At 70.4% G+C, this 22586-nt stretch carries 20 protein-coding genes; 10 read left to right on the top strand and 10 right to left on the bottom strand.

Annotated elements, in window-relative coordinates; translation table 11 throughout:
• Positions 1-80: 80 nt before the first annotated feature.
• Together D7Y15_RS27015 and D7Y15_RS27020 are read left to right on the top strand one after the other, a co-directional pair.
• A complete protein-coding gene (locus tag D7Y15_RS27015) occupies positions 81-1427 on the top strand; it encodes a thioredoxin domain-containing protein (protein WP_233605100.1) in 1347 nt (448 codons plus the stop codon).
• Between the two features lie 24 nt (positions 1428-1451).
• The gene (locus D7Y15_RS27020) at positions 1452-1829 is read left to right on the top strand and encodes a translation initiation factor (RefSeq protein ID WP_121754375.1); all 378 of its coding nucleotides are present in this window, start codon (positions 1452-1454) and stop codon (positions 1827-1829) included.
• A gap of 74 nt (positions 1830-1903) precedes the next feature.
• Here D7Y15_RS27020 and D7Y15_RS27025 read toward each other — a convergent pair whose 3' ends face one another.
• Complete coding sequence (locus D7Y15_RS27025) at positions 1904-2911, bottom strand: isocitrate/isopropylmalate dehydrogenase family protein (protein ID WP_120579115.1); 1008 nt, start codon at positions 2909-2911, stop codon at positions 1904-1906.
• A gap of 401 nt (positions 2912-3312) precedes the next feature.
• Here D7Y15_RS27025 and D7Y15_RS27030 point away from each other — a divergent pair, with 401 nt between their 5' ends.
• On the top strand, positions 3313-5496 hold the full coding sequence (locus D7Y15_RS27030; protein WP_120579114.1) for a hypothetical protein: 2184 nt from the start codon (positions 3313-3315) through the stop codon (positions 5494-5496).
• Between the two features lie 88 nt (positions 5497-5584).
• A complete protein-coding gene (locus D7Y15_RS27035; protein ID WP_121754376.1) occupies positions 5585-7501 on the top strand; it encodes a HEAT repeat domain-containing protein in 1917 nt (638 codons plus the stop codon).
• A gap of 1 nt (position 7502) precedes the next feature.
• Here the strand turns inward: D7Y15_RS27035 and D7Y15_RS27040 are convergent, their stop codons facing one another.
• A complete protein-coding gene (locus tag D7Y15_RS27040; protein WP_120579112.1) occupies positions 7503-8288 on the bottom strand; it encodes a DUF2270 domain-containing protein in 786 nt (261 codons plus the stop codon).
• Positions 8289-8462: 174 nt separating this feature from the next.
• On the opposite strand from D7Y15_RS27040, the gene D7Y15_RS27045 reads away from it, so the two are divergent.
• Together D7Y15_RS27045 and D7Y15_RS27050 are read left to right on the top strand one after the other, a co-directional pair.
• Positions 8463-10511: a response regulator gene (locus D7Y15_RS27045; protein WP_121754390.1), complete on the top strand. Its 2049-nt coding sequence runs from the start codon at positions 8463-8465 to the stop codon at positions 10509-10511.
• A gap of 88 nt (positions 10512-10599) precedes the next feature.
• The gene (locus tag D7Y15_RS27050) at positions 10600-11856 is read left to right on the top strand and encodes a tetratricopeptide repeat protein (RefSeq protein WP_121754377.1); all 1257 of its coding nucleotides are present in this window, start codon (positions 10600-10602) and stop codon (positions 11854-11856) included.
• A 1-nt stretch (position 11857) separates the two neighbouring features.
• On the opposite strand, the gene D7Y15_RS27055 is transcribed toward D7Y15_RS27050, so the two are convergent.
• Together D7Y15_RS27055 and D7Y15_RS27060 are read right to left on the bottom strand one after the other, a co-directional pair.
• Complete coding sequence (locus tag D7Y15_RS27055) at positions 11858-12367, bottom strand: O-acetyl-ADP-ribose deacetylase (RefSeq protein ID WP_121754378.1); 510 nt, start codon at positions 12365-12367, stop codon at positions 11858-11860.
• The gene (locus D7Y15_RS27060; protein ID WP_121754379.1) at positions 12364-12981 is read right to left on the bottom strand and encodes a DUF4230 domain-containing protein; all 618 of its coding nucleotides are present in this window, start codon (positions 12979-12981) and stop codon (positions 12364-12366) included. Before D7Y15_RS27060 ends, D7Y15_RS27055 begins: the two co-directional genes overlap by 4 nt.
• Positions 12982-13028: 47 nt before the next feature.
• Here D7Y15_RS27060 and D7Y15_RS27065 point away from each other — a divergent pair, with 47 nt between their 5' ends.
• Positions 13029-13679, top strand: coding sequence for a 2OG-Fe(II) oxygenase (locus D7Y15_RS27065; protein WP_233605101.1), 651 nt, complete (start codon positions 13029-13031; stop codon positions 13677-13679).
• A 23-nt stretch (positions 13680-13702) separates the two neighbouring features.
• On the opposite strand, the gene D7Y15_RS27070 is transcribed toward D7Y15_RS27065, so the two are convergent.
• Positions 13703-14260 carry a hypothetical protein gene (locus D7Y15_RS27070; RefSeq protein ID WP_120579107.1) on the bottom strand — a complete coding sequence of 186 codons (558 nt, stop codon included), beginning with the start codon at positions 14258-14260 and terminating at the stop codon, positions 13703-13705.
• 254 nt (positions 14261-14514) lie between these two features.
• Between D7Y15_RS27070 and D7Y15_RS27075 the strand changes: the two genes are divergently transcribed.
• Positions 14515-15219, top strand: a complete 705-nt coding sequence (locus D7Y15_RS27075; protein WP_121754381.1) for a hypothetical protein — start codon at positions 14515-14517, stop codon at positions 15217-15219.
• A gap of 75 nt (positions 15220-15294) precedes the next feature.
• On the opposite strand, the gene D7Y15_RS27080 is transcribed toward D7Y15_RS27075, so the two are convergent.
• Positions 15295-16806 (bottom strand): hypothetical protein, encoded by a 1512-nt coding sequence (locus D7Y15_RS27080; RefSeq protein ID WP_121754382.1) that lies wholly within the window; start codon positions 16804-16806, stop codon positions 15295-15297.
• A gap of 172 nt (positions 16807-16978) precedes the next feature.
• On the opposite strand from D7Y15_RS27080, the gene D7Y15_RS27085 reads away from it, so the two are divergent.
• On the top strand, positions 16979-17725 hold the full coding sequence (locus D7Y15_RS27085) for a hypothetical protein (protein ID WP_120579105.1): 747 nt from the start codon (positions 16979-16981) through the stop codon (positions 17723-17725).
• A gap of 13 nt (positions 17726-17738) precedes the next feature.
• On the opposite strand, the gene D7Y15_RS27090 is transcribed toward D7Y15_RS27085, so the two are convergent.
• Genes D7Y15_RS27090 through D7Y15_RS27100 form a run of 3 tightly spaced genes read right to left on the bottom strand, consistent with a single transcriptional unit; the run spans position 17739 to position 20889 of the window.
• Positions 17739-18095: a DUF2019 domain-containing protein gene (locus D7Y15_RS27090; RefSeq protein ID WP_233605102.1), complete on the bottom strand. Its 357-nt coding sequence runs from the start codon at positions 18093-18095 to the stop codon at positions 17739-17741.
• A 53-nt stretch (positions 18096-18148) separates the two neighbouring features.
• Entirely contained in the window at positions 18149-19060 is a 912-nt protein-coding gene (locus D7Y15_RS27095; protein WP_121754384.1) for a DUF2381 family protein, read from the bottom strand.
• A 26-nt stretch (positions 19061-19086) separates the two neighbouring features.
• Complete coding sequence (locus D7Y15_RS27100; protein ID WP_121754385.1) at positions 19087-20889, bottom strand: serine/threonine-protein kinase; 1803 nt, start codon at positions 20887-20889, stop codon at positions 19087-19089.
• A gap of 98 nt (positions 20890-20987) precedes the next feature.
• Between D7Y15_RS27100 and D7Y15_RS27105 the strand changes: the two genes are divergently transcribed.
• Positions 20988-21353: a helix-turn-helix domain-containing protein gene (locus D7Y15_RS27105; protein ID WP_121754386.1), complete on the top strand. Its 366-nt coding sequence runs from the start codon at positions 20988-20990 to the stop codon at positions 21351-21353.
• Between the two features lie 4 nt (positions 21354-21357).
• Here the strand turns inward: D7Y15_RS27105 and D7Y15_RS27110 are convergent, their stop codons facing one another.
• Positions 21358-22563 carry a serine/threonine-protein kinase gene (locus D7Y15_RS27110; protein WP_233605103.1) on the bottom strand — a complete coding sequence of 402 codons (1206 nt, stop codon included), beginning with the start codon at positions 22561-22563 and terminating at the stop codon, positions 21358-21360.
• Positions 22564-22586 lie beyond the last annotated feature (23 nt).

Here is a 22586-nt window from a genome sequence, read left to right on the forward strand (position 1 = left end):
CGCCCACCGAGAGCTACACTTATGCGGTCGTCGGCAGCGTCAGATGTGTATAGGAGACAGGATAGACGGCGAGCCTGCTGGTGCTGGGACTCGTCACCAGCGGGCTCGCCGTCTATCAATGGCTGGAGCTGCTCACGGTGCGCGCGGGCGGCTCCACCGCCTGCAGCATCAGCGAGACCGTCAACTGCGCCACCGTCTGGAACTCGGACTTCGCCAGCGCCGTGCACGACACGCTGGGCATCCCCATCGCGGGCCTGGGCCTGGTGTGGGGGCTGGCCGCCGTGGGCCTCTCCGCGCTGTACCTCGCGTGGGCCAAGGCGGGCCGCGATGTGCGCCCGGCCACCAACGGACTGCGCCTGCTGGCGCTCGCGGGCGTCGTCTCCATCATCGTCTTCGCCGCCGTCAGCGCCCAGTTGGGCGTGGTGTGCCCCACCTGCATGGGCACCTACGCGCTGGTGCTCGTCTTCACCGGCGTGGCGTGGCGCGGCCTGCCCGGCCCCCTGATGCCCCAGGCGGGCGAGTGGGGCGACACGCTCAAGTGGACCGTGGGCATCTCCGCCGTCGCCTTCGTGGCCATGCTGATGCCCGGCCGGGCCACGCCGCACGCGCCGAAGGCCGGCGCCTTCCTGCCGCCAGTGGCCTCCACGCAGGCGCCGAACACGTCCGGCCCCAACTCCCCCATGCCGCCGCCTCCGCCCGCGCCGCCCGCCACGCTGGGAGAGTTCATCGCCAGACTGGAGCCGCAGCAGCGCCAGTTCCTGTCGGATGCGCTCGCCGTGTATCGCGCGGCCACGCCGAAGCTCGCGGCCTATCCGTCGCGCGCCCTCTACGGCCCGGCGGACGCGCCGGTGAAGGTGCTGGAGTGGACCGACAGCAAGTGCCCCCACTGCAAGATGCTGGTGGAGGAGCTGGCCGCCATCAAGCAGCACGCGCCCCAGGGCATGCTGTCCGTGGAGGCGCGGCAGTTCCCGCTGGACGGCCAGTGCAACCCGGCCATCCCCAACCGCGGTCCGGACGCGCTCAGCGTGCGCTGCGCCGCGGCCCGGGCCACGGTGTGCCTGGAGGGCGCCAAGGACTTCTGGACGCTGCGCGAGAGGCTCTTCGCCGCGCAGGCCTTCCTGGACACCGACAAGGTGATGGAGATCGCCAGCTCTGGTTCCGTGGCGCGCCCGCAGCTGGAGGCGTGCATGACTGCGCCGGAGACCATCGGGAAGCTGCGCCAGGATGTCGAGTACGCCATGCGCTTCAACATCCAGGGCACGCCGCTGGTGCTGGTGAACGGCCGTGAAGTGCCGCCGTTCGCGCCGCTCATCTACGCGCTGGTGCTGGCGAGCGGAAACCCCGACGCCCCCGCCTTCAGCGCCCTGCCGCCTCCGCGCTCGCGGGGCACCGGCTCCCCCGGCCACGAGGGCCACGCCCACCCGTAAGGGGACAGGAGCGCGAAGGACGCCATGGGCAAGCGCGACAAGAAGGACGAGGCCCCGCCGCCGGGGCCCTTCAACAACCCCTTCGCCGCCCTGTCCGCGCAGCGGGAAGCGCTGCCCGCCGGGCCGCCTCCGCCCCCGCCTCGGGAGAAGCCGGAGCCCAAGGGCCCCGCGCGCGCCGTGGTGCGCATGGAGCGCAAGGGCCGGGGCGGCAAGGAGGTGACGGTGGTGGAGCAGCTGGGGCTGCCCGCCGCCCAGCTGGACACCTGGCTCAAGGCGCTCAAGGGCGGCCTGGGCTGCGGTGGCGTGGTGGAGGAGGACGCGCTGGTGTTGCAGGGCGACCAGCGCGAACGGCTTCCCGCGCTCCTGGAAGCTCGGGGCGTCCGCAAGGTCATCGTCGGCTGAAAGCACGAAGGGGGCCGGAGGAAATCCTCCCGCCCCCTTGGCTTTCGCAGCGGTACCGCGCCGCGCGCCGAGGATTACAGCGCGGCGATGATGGCGTCGGTGAACTCGCGCGTGGTGGCGCTGCCGCCCAGGTCGCCGGTGCGCACCTTCGACTCGCCGCCGTAGACCTTCTGGATGGCGTTGGCCATGCGCTGGGACGCCTCACGCAGGTCCAGCCACTCCAGCATCATGACCGCGGACATCATCAGCGCGGTGGGGTTCGCGATGCCCTTGCCCGCGATGTCCGGGGCGGTGCCGTGCACGGCCTCGAAGACGGCGGTGCGCTCGCCGATGTTGGCGCCCGGCACCATGCCCAGGCCGCCCACCAGGCCCGCGCACAGGTCGCTGACGATGTCGCCGTAGAGGTTCTCCAGCACCATCACGTCGAAGCGGGTCGGGTCCTTCACCAGCTGCATGCAGAGGTTGTCGACGATGACCTCGTCGTACGCGACCTCCGGGAACTCGCGGCTGACCTTGCGGCAGCAGTCCAGGAAGAGGCCGTCCGACAGCTTCATGATGTTCGCCTTGTGGATGGCGGACACCTTCTTGCGGCCGTTCTTCTTGGCGTACTCGAAGGCGAAGCGGGCGATGCGCGTGGACGCCTTCTCCGTGATGACCTTGATGGCCTCCACGACGCCCGGCACCACGATGTGCTCCAGGCCCGCGTAGAGGTCCTCGGTGTTCTCACGAACGACGACCAGGTCGACGTTCTCGTAGCGCGTCTTGACGTTGGGGACGCTCTTCACCGGGCGCAGGGACGAGTACAGGTCCAGCCGCTTGCGCAGGCCCACGTTCGCGGAGGGCAGGCCGCCACCCACGACGGTGCCAGTGGGGCCCTTGAGCGCCACGCCGCTGCGGAGCACGGCCTCCACCGTCTCGTGGGGCAGGTTGGTGCCGAACTTGGCCACCACCTCCGTGCCCGCGTCCTTGAACTCGAACTCCAGGGGGACCTTGAGGGCTTCCAGGACGCGGATGGTGGCCGCCGAAACCTCGGGACCGATGCCGTCGCCGTTGATGACCGTCACAATGCGCGTGTTCGCCATGGGGGCGGTTCACACCACAAATCCGGGAGGGCCGGAAGGGCGAAAGCACCCGGGATTTACCCCTGGGCATGGCCCCCATCAGCCCGGGTGGTCCGTCCGGCCGCCCGGCAGGGGGCCTTGGCTGACCCGCCCGGGGGCGTGACGGCGGGGGGCCGGCCCCCGCGGAGGGTGCGCCCAACGCATGTGTCGAACGTGTATCGCGCCCCAGGCCCGGAGTGTCTGTCGTTGCCTTCGGGGCAACGGCTGAACTTGCCGTTTGTGGTCTGCGCGTCCTCACGGCGCCAGGCGCTCCCTCGCTGCTCCCTCTGGCGCGCGGGGTGAAGAGGCCCGGCACGCATCGTGCTCATGGGCTGCGGCGTCCGGGCCCTGCTGGCCCGTGCGTTCCCCGAGATGAGGCTTTCATGAGTTCGCGCAGAACCCCTGTCCGGCTGCCGCACCCCGTGCGCTGGGCCATGCTGTCCACCCTGTCGCTGGCGGCCCCCCAGGCGCTGGCGGCCCCCTGCACCCAACCCACGCTGACCGAGTGCTCCAACGTGGACTACCGCGCGTCCTCGTGCGGCCAGGAGAACGACTCCTATTGCCAGGGCCTGATGGAGTCCGAGTGGAAGGCCCGCTACACGACCGCGTCCAAGCGCACCGCGCTGCTGCCCGAGAGCATGGGCGGCGGCGTGGAGTCCGTGGCCGTGCAGCCCAACGCCGTCCTCGACACGCTCTTCTCCGGTTCGGATGAGTCCGTCGTGGGCCAGGTGCAGCGCGGCCAGGTGCTGGCGCGCAAGGACTACAAGAACCTCACCAAGGTGGAGCAGGCGTACAACAAGCAGCGCAATGAGTGGGACGCCAACGGCGTGCTGGAGCGCTCGTGCCAGGAGTACGTGCACGAGAAGCACTACGACTTCAGCCGCTTCGAGCAGAACGCGGGCCGCTTCGGCGACGACTTCCGCGCGGTGTTCACCGCGGCCTACGGCTCCGGAGGCATCGCGGAGCGCACGCTGTTCAGCAAGGACGGGGTGAAGCAGGCGCCCCTCTGGGACGGCAAGACGCGCGTGGAGAAGAACGCGTACTTCCGCTTCGTGCCGGGGCCGTACCCCAAGGGCGCCAAGGGCTACGTCTTCACCTCCGAGGCGGCGCTGAAGGCGAACAACGTGGAGGCCCGTCAGGCGGTGCTGCCCTCGGACGCGTGGCACCAGGCCCTGAGCAAGTCGCTGAGCAAGGTCGCCGACGACGTGCTCAACGATTCTCAGCAGCGCCAGGAGGCCTTCTCCGCCCTGCTGGAGCGGCGCAACGCCGTCTACGCCGGCTGGCAGCGCGAGTCGGAGATGCTGCGCAGCCGCGACTTCAGCACGGTGGAGCTGGATGAGAGGGTCGCCGAGCAGCTGTACGGTCTGGACAAGCAGTTGGAGGAGTCGCTGGTGAAGGCGGACTCCGAGGGCTGCCTCGACACCAGCAAGGCCACGGCGTGTGACTGGAGCCCTCGTCGCTACAAGGCCATGGTGGACGCGGTCATGGTGCCCCGCCGCGAGGCGGACCTGCGCCAGTGCCTCACCGTCACCGGCAACGACTTCGGCGCGGAGAGCTTCATCCGCAACGCGGACCGGCTGAAGATCAAGGGCCTGGACCAGAAGGACTACACGCTCAACCCGACGCTGGTGAATGCGTACGTCAAGGCCATGGCGGAGTACCTGGCGCAGCAGGCGGCGAATCAGCAGCCGCCCACGAACCCGGTCACCATGACCAAGCGCCAGGCGCAGGACTTCTCCGCGGGCGGCTACGCGGGTGACAACAACTTCGGCGGTGGCTATTCGCTGCGCGCGGGCTGGGAGCTGTCCACGCCCGGCTCCGCGTTCACCGGCAACTGGTGCGACACCAACGCCGCCATCTTCAGCGAGCTGGGCCTCTACGCGAACGTGTTCAGCCCGGTGCGCACGGAGATCGCCTGGCTGTCCGGCCGCGCGTCCACGCAGCCCTCCGCCATCCGCGTGGAGCTGGGCGCGCGCGTGCTCGGCAAGTCCGTCTTCACGTTCGACAAGTCCTACCCGGCGCGCTTCACCTTCATCGAGCGCAAGCCCTTCGTGGACAAGGACGCGGCCAAGGCGAGCGCCACCTTCATGGTGTGGTTCATCCCCGTGACGGTGAGCGGCGGCCTGTCCGTGGAGGTGGGCATCGCCACGTCGATGGGCGGCGCCCTGGGCCGTGACTGCGCGCGCAACCTCATCACGCTGGACCTGCTGGGCAGCATCGGGCCCTACGCGTCCGCCAACGGCTTCGTGGCGGTGGCCTTCGGTATCCCGGGCCTCCAGGTGGGCGTGCGCGGCTCGCTGACCATCCTGAGCTTCAGCCTGCCGCTGGAGGGCCGCATCGGCGTCGCGCTGAGCTCGCCCTCGCACCCGACGAACCCCAACACGCTGTACCTGGGCCTGGGGACCAGCCTCAACATGACGCTGCGCTCGCTGGATGGCCGGCTCTCCCTGTTCGGGGAGCTGGGCTTCCTGAAGGTCGAGTTCCCCATCGTGTCGTGGCAGGGCTTCGGCACCAGCACGCAGCTCTTCAACGACCAGCACTACCTGCCGCTCGCGCAGCTCTACTAGCCGCGCTCCCGCATGACCCCGGGGCCGCCTCCAACGGCCCCGGGGAGTGGTTCCCTTCTTCCTTCGACTTTTCCCGCTGGAGTGTTTCATGCGTCGCTCGACCCTCGTTCGTGGCGTGGCTGGCCTGGGTGCCCTGGTGTGCCTGGGTGCGTTGCCCTTCTGGCTGTCCAATCCGTCCTCGTCCGCCGCGACGGTGGAGGCCTCCGAGTCCTCCCACCGGCTGCCGTTGTTCCGCTGGCGCGTGGGCGAGGCGCACACCTTCCACCTCGTCTGGGACGACCTGACGCGCGTGGCGCTGCCCATGCCGGGGCCGGGCGCGAAGGCCCAGGAGCTGGAGGGCGTGCTGCACCTGGACGGCGAGCTCGTGCTCCAGGCGTTGGAGTCCCGCGCGACCGGCACCCGGCTGCGACTGACGCTGCGCCGGCTGGCGCGGCACGAGGCCGTCCTCTCCGGCCAGGCGCTGCTGCCCGACGCGGCGGCGCTCCAGGCCCACCTTCCGGACACCGCCAGCGCCTGGTTGGAGTTGGATGCTCGCGGCGCGCTCCAGGCCGTGCGCTTCTCCGAGGCGGAGCCCCCGCTGTTCCGCCAGTTCGCGCAGACGCTGGCGGCGGAGCTGTTTCCCTCCGAGCTGCGCGATGAGCCGTCGTGGACGGCCACCGAGTCCACGCAGACGGGCGACGTGGCGTCGACGTTCGCCTTCGAGCCCGGGGACACCTCGCGGCTGACGCGCCGGAGGACGCGCTACCAGAGCCTGCGCGCGGCGGGCGCGGCGACGGTGGCGAAGCAGGAGCTGGGATCGCTCACGGCCTTCGACCGCGACGCGGAGGGACACCTCGTCGCCATCACCCAGGACGAGGTGTTGGACGCGCTGGGCACGGACGGGCGCGCGCTGGTGTCCAAGCGGCTGCGCCTGCGGCTGACGTACCAGTCGCGCGAGATGCAGCCCCTGCCTCCTTCGGATGAGCAGAAGCTCGTGGTGCGCACGCCGTCACAGATCGCCTTCGACACGGACCCGGAGACGGCACAGCTGCGCAGTCAGGCGGAGGGCATGACGGTGGACGAGCTGCTGGAGACGCTGGAGGACGCCACCAGTCCGGATGCCATCGCGGGGCTGGACGTGTTCGCGCGGCGGGCCATCGCGGCGCTGCAACTGGAGCCGAAGCGCTGCCAGGAGCTGGCGCGGCTGTTCCTGAAGCCGGGCACGCACCCGGGCATGCGTGAATTGATGCTGGACCTGCTGGTGGGCGCGGGTCACCCGCAGGCGCAGGCCACGCTGCGCACGCTCCTCCAGGCGCCGGAGGCCCGGGAGCACACGGGCGCGTACGTGATGATGGTGCAGCGCGCGGGGTTCGTGACGAAGCCGGAGCCGGAGATGGGGGTGATGCTCAACGGGCTGCTGGACCGCGCCCGGACGGAGCACGACGTCCCGGTGGAGCGGGCCACGTCGTACGCGCTGGGGGCCTGGTCCTCGCGTTTGAACCCGGAGTCGGCGGAGGCGCGAGCGGCGGTGCGGACGCTGGAGAACGCCGTGGCCCAGGCGCCGGGGGACGAGGACCGGTCGCACGCGCTGCGCGCGCTGGGGGGCACGGCGGCGGAGCGGCTGGTGGACGTGGTGCCGCCGCACCTGCGCGCGGAGTCCCCGGACGTGCGGGCCGCGGCCGCGGATGCGCTGCGCCAGGCCCCGCAGGAGCTGGCCACGCGGCTCTTGCTGGACGCGCTGGGGACGGAGAAGGACCGGAGCGTGCAGCGGGCGCTGCTGGACGCGCTGAACACGCGGCCTCTTGACGCCGGTGCGCTGGAGCACCTGCGGGCGTGGGTGGTGGCCGGAGGGCTGGCGGCGGGTGAAGAGCCCGCGTTGCTGGCGGTCGCGGCCCAGCACCTGGAGGGGGGCACGCCCGTGTTCCAGATGCTCCAGGCGATCGCGCTGCGGCCGGACCTCCAGGCGCCCACGCGCGCCCGGGTGATGTCGCTGATGGCGCAGGTAGGCGCGCAGCTCGGCGGCTGAGTCAGTGGTCGAACGGGGCGGGCGGGCGCGGCGCGTTGGCGCGCGCGCCCGGGGGCCGCGGGCGCTTGCGGCGCTGGATGGCGTAGGGCCGGTAGAAGGCCTCCCACATCGCCGCCCGGCGTCCGCGCGGCCGGGTGCGCAGTTCGCCCAGCGGCGACCGGATGAAGAAGGACGCGGTGAAGAGGTACGCCGCCGCCACGGTGAGGAACAGCAGCGCGGCCATCACCACCGGCCCCGGAATCCAGGCCACGTGCGCCCGCTCCACGAAGTCCCCGAAGTCGCGCGGCGGACGCGGGTGGCTGTAGACCTTGAAGAACCAGGTCACCAACAGGACGATGAGGATGGGCCCGTACGCGCGGTTGAGCCGCGTCGCGATGGCGGACACCAGCGACAGCTGGATTTGCGGCCGGGACATCTCCACCGCCAGCTCCCGCAGCGCGTCTGGATCCACCGGCTCGCGCCGCAGCATCGGCGCCCACCAGCCGTCCTCCAGCAGACGCACGCGGCGGTTCCACAGGTCGTAGTAGCGGTAGCGCCGCGCCTCGATGAGCAGGAAGGACACCACCATCCAGATGCCCACCAGGAACGTGACGTGCGAGCTCTCCGGCGACGCGAAGCCGAAGGAGATGACCGCCGCCGTCGTGGTGAGCGCCCAGTTCGTCGTCGTGTCCAGCCGCGTGCGCCACGTGTCCGAGCGGCTCAGCTCGCCACGGAAGAGCTGCGCCATGGCCTGCTGAGATATCTCAGGCTGCTCCAGGTCGTTCTTCCTGTGCTCCTTCGTGCTCATCCGTGCCTGGAAAGGTGGGGACGACCGCTCGCCTTTGCCAGGGCGGCCGGGCAGGCGGGCGCTCGGGACCCGTGATGGAGGCGTTCGTGTGGAACGCCTGACATTGCCGCACCACGAAGAGACGGGGGGCGGGTGGCTGGGCGCCTGGAGCGTGCGCATCGTGCGCCCTTGAGCGTGCCATCTTCCGATACCGCCATCGCCGCGCTGTCAGGCCTGCTCTCGGACGAGGGCGAGCGCATCACGCGCCTGTGGTCCAAGCGCCTGCGCGCGGAGACGTACGAGGTGGAGGTCCCCGGCCGGGACCTGCGCGCACCGCTGCGCTATCTGTTGGACGAGCTTGCCCGGCTGCTCGAGGACCGCGGTGAGGACGCGGTGCGGCTGTGGCCGGAGGTGGTGCGTTCGCACGGGGCCTTCCGGTACGACCAGAACTTCGAACCCGAGGACCTGACCCGCGAGTTCAAGTCGCTCCAGGAGGTGCTGCTCTACGTCTATGCGCGCCGCAACGGAGGCGTCATCCACGCGGACGTGGCGGAGCTGGTGTCGGAGCTGGTGTGGGAGGCGGACGCGTCCGCGCAGGCCTCCTACGCGCGCGTGCTCAAGACGGAGGAGGTGCGCTTCCGCGAGGCTGCGGTGATGGAGTCGGTGCTCAACCACGTGGAGGTGGGCATCCTGCTGGCGGAGACGGATGGCACGGTGTCCTTCGCCTCGCCGCCGGTGAGCCGCCTGATGGGCGTGCCCATGCGCGCGGTGGTGGGCGCGCGCGCCACCGGTTCGCTGGGGCCCGTGCTCACCCAGGTCAACGCGCGGCACCCCACGGGCGAGCCCTTCAAGGTGCAGGACATGCCCTTCCTGCGCGCGCTGCGCGAGAAGGGGCCGGTGCGCGGCGTGATGATGCAGGTGGAGCGCCCCGGCGGTGGAGACGCCACGCTGGAGATGAGCGCCACGCCGGTGTGGGAGGAGGACCAGGTCCTGGCGGGCGTCATCCAGACCTTCAGCGACCGCACCGAGGCCGCGGTGAAGACCAAGGCCCTGGAGAACGCGCACGACGAGGTGCGCAGACTCCAGGGACAGCTCCTGAGGCGCACCCGGCAGCAGGCGCTGGGGCAGCTGGCGAGCGGAGCCGCGCACGCGCTCAACAACTTCCTCAACGTGCTGCGGCTGCGCATCACGCTGTTGCAACGCGAATACAAGCCCGAGCACGTCGACGCGCTGGACAAGACGGTGCGCAACATTGGCGAGTTGGTGGCGCGGCTGCAGGAGTTCAACGTGCAGCGCACCGAGGAGCACCTGGGCAACGTGCCGGTGGACCAGACGGTGCGCGAGGCGCTGGAGCTGGCCCGGGGCGAATTGGAGCAGCGCGAGCACCCGGTGCACACGGAGCTGGACCTGGGCTTCCCGTGGGGCGTGAACGCGGACGCGGGCTTCTTCCGAGAGCTCATCGTCAACCTGATGCTGTCCGCGCGCGACCGCATGGAGGGCGGCGGCACGCTGGTGATTCGCTCCCGTCCGGCGGCGGAGGACTGGCTGGACCTGCGCATCGAGGACGGGGGAAAGCCCTATGCGCAGGATGAACTGGCGGGCCTGTTCGACCCGCTGCGCAGGGACCCGGGGGCGCCGCAGTTCTCGCTGTTCCTGGCGGTGGCGCGCACGCAGGTGCAGCGCTGGGGCGGAGAGCTGACGGTGGAGAACCGGCGCGACGGCTCGGGCGCGAGCTTCCTCGTGCGGCTGCCGCGCTTCCGCGACGTTTCGGCCGGGGAGCCCGCGCCCACGTCGCAGCCGGTGCCCCGGATGGCTCCGGGAGGCGTGCCGCGCCTGCCCCGGCGCGCGCGCCGCGTGCTGGTGGTGGACGATGATTTGGACAACGCGCGGATGATGGCGGAGGTGCTGGGCGAGGAGGGCTACGAGGTGCAGGTGGCGCACAGTCCGGAAGTGGCCCTGCGCATCTGGGAGAAGCACCCCTACGACGCCGCGCTGCTGGACGCGGTGATGCCGGAGATGACGGGCTGGGAGCTGGCGCGCGAGCTGCGGCAGCGCACGCCCCAGGCGCTGCTGGCCATCGTCACCGGCATGGACGTGCGGGGACAGAACCGCGCGAGCCTGGCGCAGGTGGATGCGGTGTTCCGCAAGCCCATCGACGTGGGCGCATTGGACGACTTCCTCTCCCAGCACCGGGGAGAGGAGGAGTCCTCTGAACCGGAAGACACGCACGACACAACGCACTGACGGGCCTGGAGCTCCGGCGGCTTTTCACTTTGTCGTCCCGCGCCTCAATCCATCGAAGTGAGGAGGTCGGAGGGGGTAGAGTCCGCGCGTGATTTCCCCGGCGGAACTGGAGCGCCTGCGCCGCAAGGTGGAGGCGGGTGAAGTGCTCAGCGGCGCGGAGCTGGAGGCGCTGCGTGACGAGGCCGCGCGCACGCCTGGACCCACGCTGCGCCTCACCGTGGCGCATGCGCTGGTCAACGCGGACGCGCACCGCGAAGCCCTGCCGTTGATGCAGGCCCTGCGGCGTGACTTCCCCAAGGACCTCCAGGTGCGCCTGGGGCTCGCGCGAGCGCTGCTGGGGCTGGAGCGGCACCGGGAGTCGGAATCCGAGCTGCGGGATGCGCTGGTCCTGAGCCCCGGTGACCCGGAGGCCCTCAAGGTGCTGGCCGTGCTCGCGCTGCGGCAGGGAGAGGGTGCGCGCGCCCGCGCCTACGTGGCGGAGGCCGTGGAGCGGGACCCCTTCGACGCGGAGGCGAAGCTGCTGCGCGCGGAGCTGGAGGCCGCGGACCTGCCTCCGCCGCCCGCGCCCGAGGAGCAGGTGCTGCGCCCGGAGTTCACCGCCGCGCTGACCGCCGCGTTGGGACGCGCGGGCGTGGCGTTCCGGCGCCAGGGCCGCGACCTGTTGGTGAAGCTGGCCTCGGGTGGCGTGGGCCGCGTGGACGTGGGCTCGCTGTACGCCGCGTATCAGGAGGCACCGGGCACGCAGGGGCTCACCGCGCACGTGGAGGCGCTGGCGTCGAGGCTGGGCGGATTGTCCTCGGGCGTGGGGCCCACGGGGATGTCATTGGACGCGCTGCGCCCGGTGCTGCGGCCCCAGGGCTTCGTGGCGGGGACCCAGGGCGCGCTGTTCCGTCCAGGGCCCGAGGGGCTGGAGGTCTTCTACGTCCTGGAGGACGCGGAGTTCGTGCGCTACCTGCCGGCCTCCGCGCTGAAGGAAGCAGGGCTCACGCTCGAAGCGGTGGACGCGGCGGCGTGGCACAACCTGGAGCTGCGGCCCGCGGACGTGCGGCCCGTCGTCATCGACCAGGGCGAGGTGCGGCTGGCGGAGGCGTTCTCCGGCATCTGGGCGGTGGCGGGCGGCGACGGGCATGACGGCGCACGGCTGCTCACGAAGGCACAGCGCCGCAGGCTGGATGCCGCCACGGGCGGAGGCCCACTGCGCGTGAGTCTGGGCCGGCGCGAGGTGGCGCTCCTGTGCCGTGACTCGGATGGTGAGTCTGTGCGGAGGCTCGCCACGCTGGGGCACGCGCCGGACGGGGTGCCCGGAGCGTTCGTGCTGGAAGGTGATGTGTTGCGGAGCGCGTGACCTACGCGCCGAGTGCCCGCTGATACGCCTTCAAGTCCTGCTCGCTGAAGAGGACCACGGTGACGCGCTCCAGCTCTGGCCGCCGCGCCAGGGCCGCGCGGATCTCCCGCAGGGCGATGGGCGCGGCCCGTTCAATGGGGAAGCCGTAGGCGCCCGTGGAGATGGCGGGGAACGCCACCGTGCGCAGCCCGTGCTGCTCCATCAGCGCGAACGTGCTCCGGTAGCACGAGGCCAGCAACGCGTCCTCGTCGCGGTCCCCGCCCCACCACGAAGGACCCACCGCGTGGATGACGTGTGCCGCGGGCAGCCGGTAGCCCTTCGTGATGCGGGCCTCTCCGGTGGGACAGCGGCCCACGGTGCGGCACTCCGCGACCAGCTCCGGACCCGCCGCGCGGTGGATGGCACCGTCCACGCCGCCGCCACCCGACAGGCCGGAGTTCGCCGCGTTCACGATCGCGTCCACCGCGACGCGCGTGATGTCTCCCTGGAGCAACTCCAACCGTTCCGTCATCCCGCGCTCCCCACCGGCAAGGTCTCCACGAACCGCACCTCACGGAAGCCCAGCGTGAGCAGCAGCCCCCGCAGCGAGCGCTCCGCGGACTGACGCGCCTTCTCCTGGAGGCGCCGGTCCTGTCGCACTTCTTTTTCGAAGGCCAGTCGCGCCTTCTCCAGCAGCTGTGCCGTCTGCGCGCTGTCCAGGTTGGAGTCGATGATCTCCGTCTCCCCGGGCCGCAGGGCCACCGTCACTTGCATCGGCGGCAGGAGCACGTCCACGCGCGTGCCCACTGCGCGCAGGTGGCTCGAATCGAAGCGCTGGAAGTCGAACCCCAGGTGCGCGTCCGCGAACACGATGGCGCGGCCGTGCGGGTTCTGGAGCGTGTAGCTGGCCCAGAGCAGCACGTCCTTCCACAGCGCGTCCGTGGCCTGGGGCTCCGGCGTGAACGTGACCTTCTTGTAGAGGGACACGTCCAGCGTCTCCAGCCGGGCCACCTCCCGCATCTGCTCCACCACCGCAGCGGTGTCCGGCAGCCGGGGGGACGCGGGACGCAACAGCACCCAGGCCCCCAGCGCGCCGAGCGCGACGGCGGCGAGGAGGGACAGCGCTCGCGAGACGTTCTTCGCCATGGGCGGGAAGTCTACCCGCTTCCGGAACGGGGGCGTCCTGGGGCAGCGTGCGGACGCGGGCTTCCGGACAGGCGCTCGCGAAGGAGAGGCGCACGGTGGAGCTGACGGACGCGGAGGTGGAGGCCCTGGGCTCGCGGGGGTACTTCGTGCGGGACGGCTTCCTCGGTGAGGCGCGGGCGCTGGAGGTACGGGCCGCGGCGCTCGCGCGCGTGGAGGCCGCGACGCTGAAGCCCGCGGGCATCCGGCGCGGCGCGGACCATGCGCTCGAGACGTCCGTGCGTGGCGACCACATCGAATGGGTGCTGCCCGGCGCCGCCCCCGAGCTCGAAGCCCTGTGGCTTCGCTTCCAGTCGCTGGGAGAGGCCGTGTCCTCGGGTGCGTACCTGGGGCTGGGGCGCTTCGATTTGCAGCTCGCCTGCTACCCCGGCGGCGGTGCGCACTACGCCCGTCACCGCGACGCGTTCCCGGGCCAGTTCAATCGCCGGCTCACCGCCATCTGGTACGCGAACGCCGATTGGATGCCGGAGCACGGCGGCGTGCTGCGCCTGTTCCCGGAGGACACCGGCGCCCCGGTGGAGGTGGCGCCGGTGCTGGACCGCCTGGTGGTGTTCCTGAGCGAGCGGCTGGAGCACGAGGTGATGCCCGCTCATGCGACCCGCCTGGCCCTCACCGCGTGGTTCTACGGCCGGGGCACCTGAGCGCTACAACGCCTCCACGCGTTCTATCCCGCGTCGAACGCGCTGCCCGCGTCGAACGCGCTGCCTGCGTCGTAGAACGGCCCCGCATCGAACGGACCGGGGCCCGCGTCGTAGCCCGCGTCCTGGGACGGACCGGTGCCCTCCAGCGTGCCGACGATGTAGATGTCGCCCGTCCCGGTGCCCGGGCAGTTCTGCTGATTGCGCTTCAGCTGGAGCTGCGCGTACGCCACGGAGCCCTGGTACACGTCCACGGCCGTGCTGCCGGCGTACACCTCCAGCCCCGCCCGGTTGTAGGCCCTCACCTCCACGACGCGCCGGGGCCCGACAGGGATGTTGCTCAGGTAGCCTTCGATGTAGCCGTTCCCCACGTAGAGGGATTGGGGGTACGAAGGCGGGAGGTCCTGCGCGCTCACGGTCGCCGCGGCTGACGTGACGCCGCACGCGTCACCCGCGAGCGAGATGCTCATCTTCACGGACTCGGTGCCCTCGGGGTTTTCGAAGTCCTCGGTGCCGGCGCCGCAGGCCGCGACCATCAGCGCGCAGCTCGTCCCCAGCACGAATCCCCATCCGGTTCGCTTCATGTGGTCCCTCTCCCTGGTGGCGCGTCGTTCGCGCGACCTTGAGACAGGCACCCCGTCCGGGTTGGGACATGCCCCGTGACGAAAGTGCGGGACGGCAACGGCGCGGAGAGGAAATGGGGCCCCGCCTGCCTGCTCCACGGCCGGCCCGGACGCGGACGGATTCCAGGGGGAACGACGGCGTCCATGACCCCTGTCGCGTAACGGGGGCGTGTCTAGGTTCTTCCCCAGTCATCTTCGTACGGGGGATCGAGAGCATGTTCCAGAACAGGACGAAGCGTCACTGGGTGGTGGGACTGGCGTTGGGGGCGTCCATGACGTTCCTCGCCGGCTGCGGCAGCTCGAAGGCCGCGCGAGTGGACGACGCGATGATGGCGCGCGTCCCCGAGGACCAGCTGGGCGCGGTGCGTGACGCGCAGCTGGCCCGCACCAAGGCCGCCGACAACGTGACGCGCGCCGAGGTGGCGGTGCGTGACGCCGAGCGCGCCTCGGAAGTGGCCCGCCGCAATGGCGACGCCGCCAAGAGCCGCATGGAGGCGGAGAAGGCCGCCGTGAAGGCCGCCGAGGCCACCGGCCAGCAGAGCCCCATCGCGTCGGCGAAGATCCGGCTCCAGGGCGCCGAGGCGGGGCGCGTCGCCGCGGACGCCGAGGTGGCCTGGCACGACCGCAAGACGGAAACCGCCAAGGCGGAGAAGGACCTGCGCGCCGCGGAGCTGAAGGTGGCGGACTCGGAGCTCAACCTGGCCCAGTTCAAGGCGCTGGAGCGCAGCGGGGACGTGCGCGCCAAGAACATGTCCGAGGCGAACTTCATGTCCGTCGTCGCGGAGACCAAGCGCGAGGTGGAGGACGCCCGCCGCCGCGTGGACGAGCAGAAGCGCGTGGAGCAGGACGCCCGCGCCGAGTGGCAGCGGCTGCGCTCGGAGGCCCCGCAGGGCTACGGCGGCAGCGGCTCCGCGGACTGACGCTCCAGCGTGAAGCACGGAAGGGAAGTCCCCGGGCACTCGTGAGGGTGCCAGGGGCCTGTCCCGTGCGTGGAGCTACTCCACCTTCAGGGTGGCGGCGCCTTTCAGGTCGCGCTGGAGCGTGAGCCAGAGCGCCTTGCCCTCCGCATCCACGGACGCGAAGTAGTCCGTGTCCGCGGTGAGCGACTTGCCGTCCAGGGTGACCGTCGTCGGCGCCGTGGCGGCGGTGTAGCCGTGCACCACCACCATGGGGCGCGCGAGCGTGCGCCCCGCGGTGTCGAACGCCAGCGTCACGCGGTTGGAGGCGGCGTCCGCTTCCCACGTGGCGTAGACGGGGTTGTAGCCAGCGACGTCGTAGGTGACGGAGTCGGTCCGGCCCACGCCGCCCGGGCCGCGCGTGCGCACGGTGCCCTCGGAGGCGGTGAGCTTCACGCCCTGCCAGGCCTCCACCTCCGACACGAGCGACAGCACGGGGCTGGCCGTGTGCGTGCCCAGCACCATGAAGACGGAATAGCTCTGGTAGGGATGGCCGGAGAGCATCACGCCGTCATCACCCAGGCGCGGGTACTGCGACAGGCCCACCGCGCCGAAGTTGCTGCCCCACGCGAGCCGGTGGGAGTTGGTGACGGAGGGCAGCTCGTACTGGTTGAGCTGGTAGGGCCAGTTGTAGTCCACGGGCATGGGGCCGTTGGCGTGGCGCGTGCCCCACTCCGGATACAGCCAGTAGCCGCCCGCGGGCTTCTGCTCCCACGTCTGGGTCTGCACCGCGCCCATCTCCGCGTCCGGAGCGGCGGTCCACATGCGCGTGTAGGGGACGACGTTGGGTTCGCGGTAGTCCCAACCGGTGTTCATCGTCACGGGGGAGGACAGCGTGACGAAGCGATATTTGTCGCCCCAGCCCAGGCCGGCGATGTCCGTGCTGGCGTTGCCGTCGAAGGCGAGGTCGCCGTAGGGCGAGCGCACGTCGGCTTCAATCTGGTTCGCGGGGAAGCCCGACGCGTCGTGGGTGATGGCATACAGCGGGTGGTCCCGGCCGGTGGCGAACAAGTACTGCACGGTCACCTGCACCACGCGGCCGTCCAGCGACAGCGGCCACTTCAGTTCGTGCAGCGCGTGGTGCGCGCCCTTGAAGAGGAAGCGGCCGGAGCCGCGCACGTCCTGCGTCCAGGCGCCCCACGTCTGGCCGTCCTTCAGGTGGCTGGTCACCATGCCCCAGCCGGGCACCTGGGAACTCTGGCCGTCGCAGGTGCGCTCGGCGCCCGCGACCTCGTAGGTGTAGCGGCGGATGTAGCCGCCGTTCCAGCCCGCGGGATCCGCCGCGTCGTTGCGCACGAGCGACACGGAGCGCACGTGACAGTCGCGGTCGCGCCAGACGTAGCGGTCGGTCTTGAAGCCGCTCAGGTCCCGGGCGCACTGCAACCGCAGGGGCGCGCACGTCCCGCTGGCCGGGTCGATGGAGTTGCTCTCCTCGCAGGGGTCGGTGACGGGGTTGGGGTTCTCATCACCGGGGCGCACGTCCTTGCCGCCACAGGCGGTGAGGCTCAGGGCCAGCAGGGCCACGGTGTGTCGAGCAGAGGGGAGGGTCATGGTTGATCTCGAAGAAGTGGGAGCGCAGGCTTGCCACCCTCACGCACGGTGATGCAAGCCCCCACGCGGAGCGCCAGCGCATTGTGTTGTTCCCGAAGCGGGCGAGCAGCCGAGCGGTGGCGGGCACGGCGGAGAGGCCCCGGGGCATGAGGGCCGTGTCCACCGTACGGGCATGGCGAACGGACGGTGGCTCGTCTCGGTGGGACTCCTGGGCCTCTTCTCGGTGCCGGCGGTGGCGGCGGAAGGGGTGCAGGGAAGGGTGCAGGAGTTCTTCCTTGGAGACGGAGCGCCACCGCAGCAGCGGGGGCAGGTGGAGCTGGGCACGGGGCTGGAGTGGACGCGTCAGGACGATGAGACGCGCTTCGAGCTGCCGGTGCGCGGCGAGTACGGCCTGAGTGACCGCGTGCAGGTGGAAGCGAAGGTGGCGCTGACGACGCCGGAGGATCCGCGCGGGTTGGATACAGCGGAGGCGGGCATCGGACTGGCGCTGATCAATGACAGCCGGCGTGGCTTCACGCTGAGCGTGGGCATGGACCTGGAAGCCACGCGCGACATGACGGACGACCGGTTCCGCCCGGGCTTCGAGCCGTACCTGCTGGCGTATCAGGACGTGGGGCCGGTGGGCTTCAACCTCCAACTGAAGGCGGAAGAGCTGCCTGGGGTGCGCGGTCTGGGGAACGAGCTGCATCCGGACTTCGCGGCCGGAGCGGTGCTGGCCTTGGGACCACTGCGGCCCATGGTGGAGGCGGGGTGGAGGGACGAGGACGGTACGTCCACCGTGCTCCTGTCACCGGGGCTGCTGGCGCGCCCGCTGAAGTCCCTGGAGTTCGGCGTGGCGGTGCCCTGGAGGTTCCACGCGGGAGGAGCTCGCGACGTGGGCGTGATCGGGATGCTGACGTGGCAGGGCGGTGGGGCGTAGCGGCTGATTTCGCTCAAGCGGGGTCCAGGGACCAGGTTCCTTCTTCCCATCGCTTCAGAGCTTCCTTTGCTTCAAAGGGGATCAGCCCTTTCCCCTTCGCAGCCTCTTCCAACACGGCCTTGGCTTCGGCGGTGCGATACCGCAGGAGCAGTGCCGCCGCAGCCGTTCGAACATCCATCCGTGGATGGGTGAAGAGGGTTGCGAGCGCGTCCCGACCGACATCGCCGTGGGTCCTCAGCCGTTTGAACGCAGCAATGGATTCATCCGCGTGCTTGTTCGCGGCTTTCGCGTCGCCGCGCCAGATGGCGTCCGTTTGCGCCGCTGCATGCCGCTCGAACTTCGCGACGAGCTTCTGAAGGTCTTCCGTCACCAGGGTCTGCCTCCGAATGCTCTCCATTGTGCGGAGCCCAAACGCAGCTGTGCCTATGGGAACGTCACGTTGCCCAGCGTGAGGGTGCGCGGTCCGTCCTCCCAGAGCTTGAGGGCGTACGGTCCCTGGATACTGGCCTCGGGGGCTTCAGCCTCGACCACGATGCTTCGGGCCTGGGTCAAGGGACTGGATGGCTCCTGCCAGACCCTGAGCACCTGCAATTCCGCTCCGCTCCTGCCTCGAAGTGTCGCTCCCTTCAAGTTCCAGGGCTGCGCTCCCGCCTTCGTCGCCAGCGTGACCACGACGGCAACAGCCCTCTTGGCGCGGTAGGTAATGACGGAGGCCGCCTCCAGGGCATTACCAGAAGACGGAAGGATGTCCTGGGTCACGACGCGACCCACCACACCCTCCTTATCCAGGGTGCCGGTGGAGAGGAGCCCCGCCAGTCCGGCTGGGGCCTCATGCTCAGCCACCAACCGTGAGCTCTCGTCCCGGCAGCGCTCCAACTCCGCACGGACTTCCCGGATCTCTTGTTGATAGGTCTCGAGCGTCCGCTTCCCGCGATAGACCTCAATGACGGGCACCGTCTTCGCGGGATGCACCTGAAGGAGAAACGAGGCACTCACCGGAGCCGCGCCATCCTTGAAGCGCACGACGAGCCGGAAGTGCTCGCCAGGGATGACACGCGAAGAGGGGACCAGGCGGAGCGTGGCCTGACCGACGTCCACCAGGGTGAAGCGCTCCCGACCTTCCAGTTCGATGCCGTCACGCATCAGGTCCGAGTCAAAGTAGAGGCCCGTGGAGAGCCCTGCACTGACCGCGATTTCCGCGACGAATGGAGTTCCCTCCGGAGTCAGTTCGATGCGCCGGGCGCCCGGCACGGAGGCTGAACTCTCGGATTGAGCGAATGCCCCCGCACTCGCGAGCACGAGCGCCAGGAAGACAATCGTGGATGAAGAGGGCACTTGGCGGCATCTCCCAGGCAGGCCTGCTACTCGAACTCACGCACTGCCTTCACGCTCACCGTGGTGAAGACCCGGGCGCTCGACGGGGAGTCGTCTCCAGGCTCCCTCGGCAGGCCCCGGCCTCCCACCTCCGCGTAGACCTCAAGGCACACGGGAAAGCTGTCGCCTTGTTTGGTCTCCGCCCACGTCAGGCGCCCGTAGACGCGGTCTCTCACGATGAGCCGGCCTGACAGTGCCGTACCGCCCAGCAGGCTTCCCACGTTCTGGGCCAGTAGAAATTGTGTAGGGCCGTCGGACACCGAGATGACGCGCGGTCGCGAGAAGTCGAAGGCTGCGATGTACTCGTCCCCCATCCTGAGGCCCCGTTCCTTCATGGCCTTCACCGCTCCCACCGGGCAGGGCTCTGGCGGCGGAGGTGGACGTACCTGCGTACCGGGGCATCCCAGCAACGCAGTGCAGGTGGCCATGCCCGCAGCTCGGGTCATGACGCTCCGGACCTTCTTCGCTGGCTTCGAGGAGGGTGGAAGGGCGGGAGTCTCTGGTGTCTGCGTCGTCACGGTGGTGGCAACCTCCTGGAGCGTCGCGGGAAGTGCGACGGCCGCGGCGATGGCCTCTGTCCCGTTGGGAGCCACGGCCCGGTCAGATTGAGTCGACTTGTCAGTGGGCGCTACTTCCTGACGAAGCGTGACTGCTCCTGAAGGCCCCGCTGCCCCGCGCAGCAGCAGCGCGCCCGCAGTGATCAGCACCAGGGCCGTCACCACCACCGCCCACGCGCGCAAGGAATGTCGTGGCTTCGGCGGCGTTGCTCCGGCTGGCGTCGGTGGCGCCTCCGGTGGCGCGCGCACGCCCCGCCGGGGCCGGTGGCGGGGACGGTTCCGCCACTTCTCGAAGCTGTCCAGCTCGCTCTCCGTCGTCGCGGTGTCTTCACCGAACGCGTCGCACAGGGGCACATCCCACGTCGCATCCGCGCCTCGCAGGACCTCCTCCAACGCGGCCACGACGGTCAGGGCGCTCGGTGTGCGCGCTTCGGGCGTCTTCTCCAGCAGCCGCAGGCACACGTCGCTCAACGCAGGAGGCACGCGCTCATTCGCCTCGTGTGGTGGCACGGGCGGCTGGGTGAGAACGGCTTCGATGAAGCTCGCGTCGTCCTCGCCATTGAAAGGCCTGCGCCCCGTCAGCAGCCAGTAGAAGACCACGCCCATCGCCCAGAGGTCATCCGCCGCGCCCGCCTCGTAGCGGGCCCCGAGCACCCGGGCATACTGCCGGAAGTACCTCCACGCTTCGGGCGCGCGGTAGTCCGGCGTCCCGGGCGGGAGGATGTCCACCGTCAGCTCACGCGCGCCGGTGTAGTCGCCAATGCCGAAGTCCACCAGCTTGGCCGGGCCGTCCGAGGCGCGCACCATGATGTTGGCCTCCTTCACGTCCCGGTGCAGCACCCCCTCCGCATGCGTCGCGGCGAGCGCCCGCGCCACGTCCAGCAACACCCGCGTCACCCGGCGCGCGGAGGGATTCTCCTCGTCGGCCCAGAGGTCCAACCTGCGTCCGTCCACGTACTCCATCACGATGATCGCGAAGCGCGGCTCGCGTGGGGGCCACAGCCCGTAACCCTGGAGGCCCACGACGTGGGGGTGGTGAAGCTTCAGGAGGATGGAGACCTCCCGTTCCACCCGCTCGCCGGCACGTGGCAGGTACAGCAGCTTCAAGGCGAATGGCTGTCCCGCGTTGCGCGCGAGGTACACCGTGCCGAAGCCGCCCTGTCCCAGCTGGCGCTCCACCGTGTAGCCCAGCACCTCCGCCCCGGGTGCCAGGATGGCGGGGGGTGGCCTCATGGCGTCCTCATTCCAGGTTCATGTGTCTCGCGCATGCGGCCTCCTCGCGAAGGCCGGGGGGGCCCCAGCGCATATCTCGGATACGCTGCGCACCCTCCATGAATGAAGAACTCGGCATCACCATTGGCACGGCGGCGCGCGCCGCCCGCGAGCATCTGGGACTGACGCAGGCCGAAGTCGCCGAGCGCATTGGACTGGTACACCCCGTCTACAGCCGCCTGGAGCGCGGCAAGATGCTGCCCAGCGTCCCGTCCCTCTATCGCCTCTGCCAGGAGCTGCGCGTCTCCCCTGAAACGCTGTTGGGCCTGACTCCGTCGGGTGAGGTGCGCAAGGGGGCGAAGAAGCAGTCGCCCCGGGAAGAAGGCGACGCGCCGGACCTGCGACGCCTTCTGCACCTCGCGCGCAAGCTGGACGCGGAGAAACTGGACGCACTCCTCCATGTCGCCTCCGCCCTGGCGCGTTGAGGCGCTACTCCTCCGCCAAGTCTTCCTCGAAGAGGCCGCCCTCGCCAAACTCCACCACGTCCCGGAGCACGCGGCCCTCCGCCAGCAACCGCGCGACTTCCGCCGCGGCCTCCTGGCGCCCGTAGCCCGGGTGCCGTCTGGCCAGGGCCGAGCGAAGGGCGTCGCGCAGGTCCGCCGCGGTGGCGAACCGTTCTTCAGGCTCGGAGCGCAGGGCCCTGTGCAGCAGTTGCTTCACATCCGGTGAGAGCTGTCCCACCGCTGCCTCGACCTCCGTCGGGCCGAAGCAGGCCAGCAACACCCGCATCTGCGTCAGTGGCAGGGAAGGGAGGAACTCGACCTGCAACGGGCGCAGTCCCTCGGGCCGCCGGGGCACGTCCTGCACGTCGAAGAGATGCTTGCTGGTGAAGAGCTCCACCAGCAGTACGCCCAGGCTGAAGACGTCCGAGCGTGGCGACAGTGTCTGCCGCTCCAGGTATTCGGGAGAGGCATAGGCCACATCACCCCGGACGAGGCTGGCGGGTGACTCCTCGCGTCCGATGACCACCGAATAAGCCGCTCCGAAGTTCACGAGCTTCACCTCGCCGTGCATCCCCACGTAGACGTGCCGGGGATTGACGTCGCGGTGGATGATTCCCAGGGGCTTGCCCGCATCATCCGTCAGCGTGTGCGCGTGGTGCAGCGCTTCGGCCAGCTCCGCTCCCACGTAGAGGGCGAAGGACTCGGAGACGGGCTGGCCGCGCGCCACGCTCGCGCTCACCAGTGTCTCCAATGAAGGACCGTCGACGTACTCCATGACCACGTGCAGCGAGTCCTGGTGCACCTTGCGATGGAACACCTGGGCGATGGCGGGGTGACGGAGCCGGAAGGCCAGCAGGATCTCCGCTCCCAGTCGCGTGCGACGTGGCGTGGTGGAGGGATTGGCCAGCCGCCGCACGAAGCAGAGCCCGGGCAGGGTGTCCCCTCGCTCCGGGAACCGGCGGGCGAGCATCAGCACCTCTCCTGTCTGCATCCGCACCAGTTCGCGGATGGCCTCGTAGCGGACGCCCTCGATGGTGAAGAGGGGCCGGGGCCGGTGGGGCGTGGGCGGTAGGGGGTGGCGGAACGGTGCGACCCGGGAGCGCGCCGGATCGCTGTCAGATGGGGGCGTGGGCATGAACTCCTCGGGGGCAGGGCTCGGCGCGGCGGCGCCATCCGGGAGTCTGGACGTCATGGACTTTAAAAGTCCATTAAATT

Origin of the sequence: Corallococcus sp. AB030, from assembly GCF_003668965.1 — a bacterium.
In the GTDB taxonomy this organism is placed as follows: domain Bacteria; phylum Myxococcota; class Myxococcia; order Myxococcales; family Myxococcaceae; genus Corallococcus; species Corallococcus exiguus.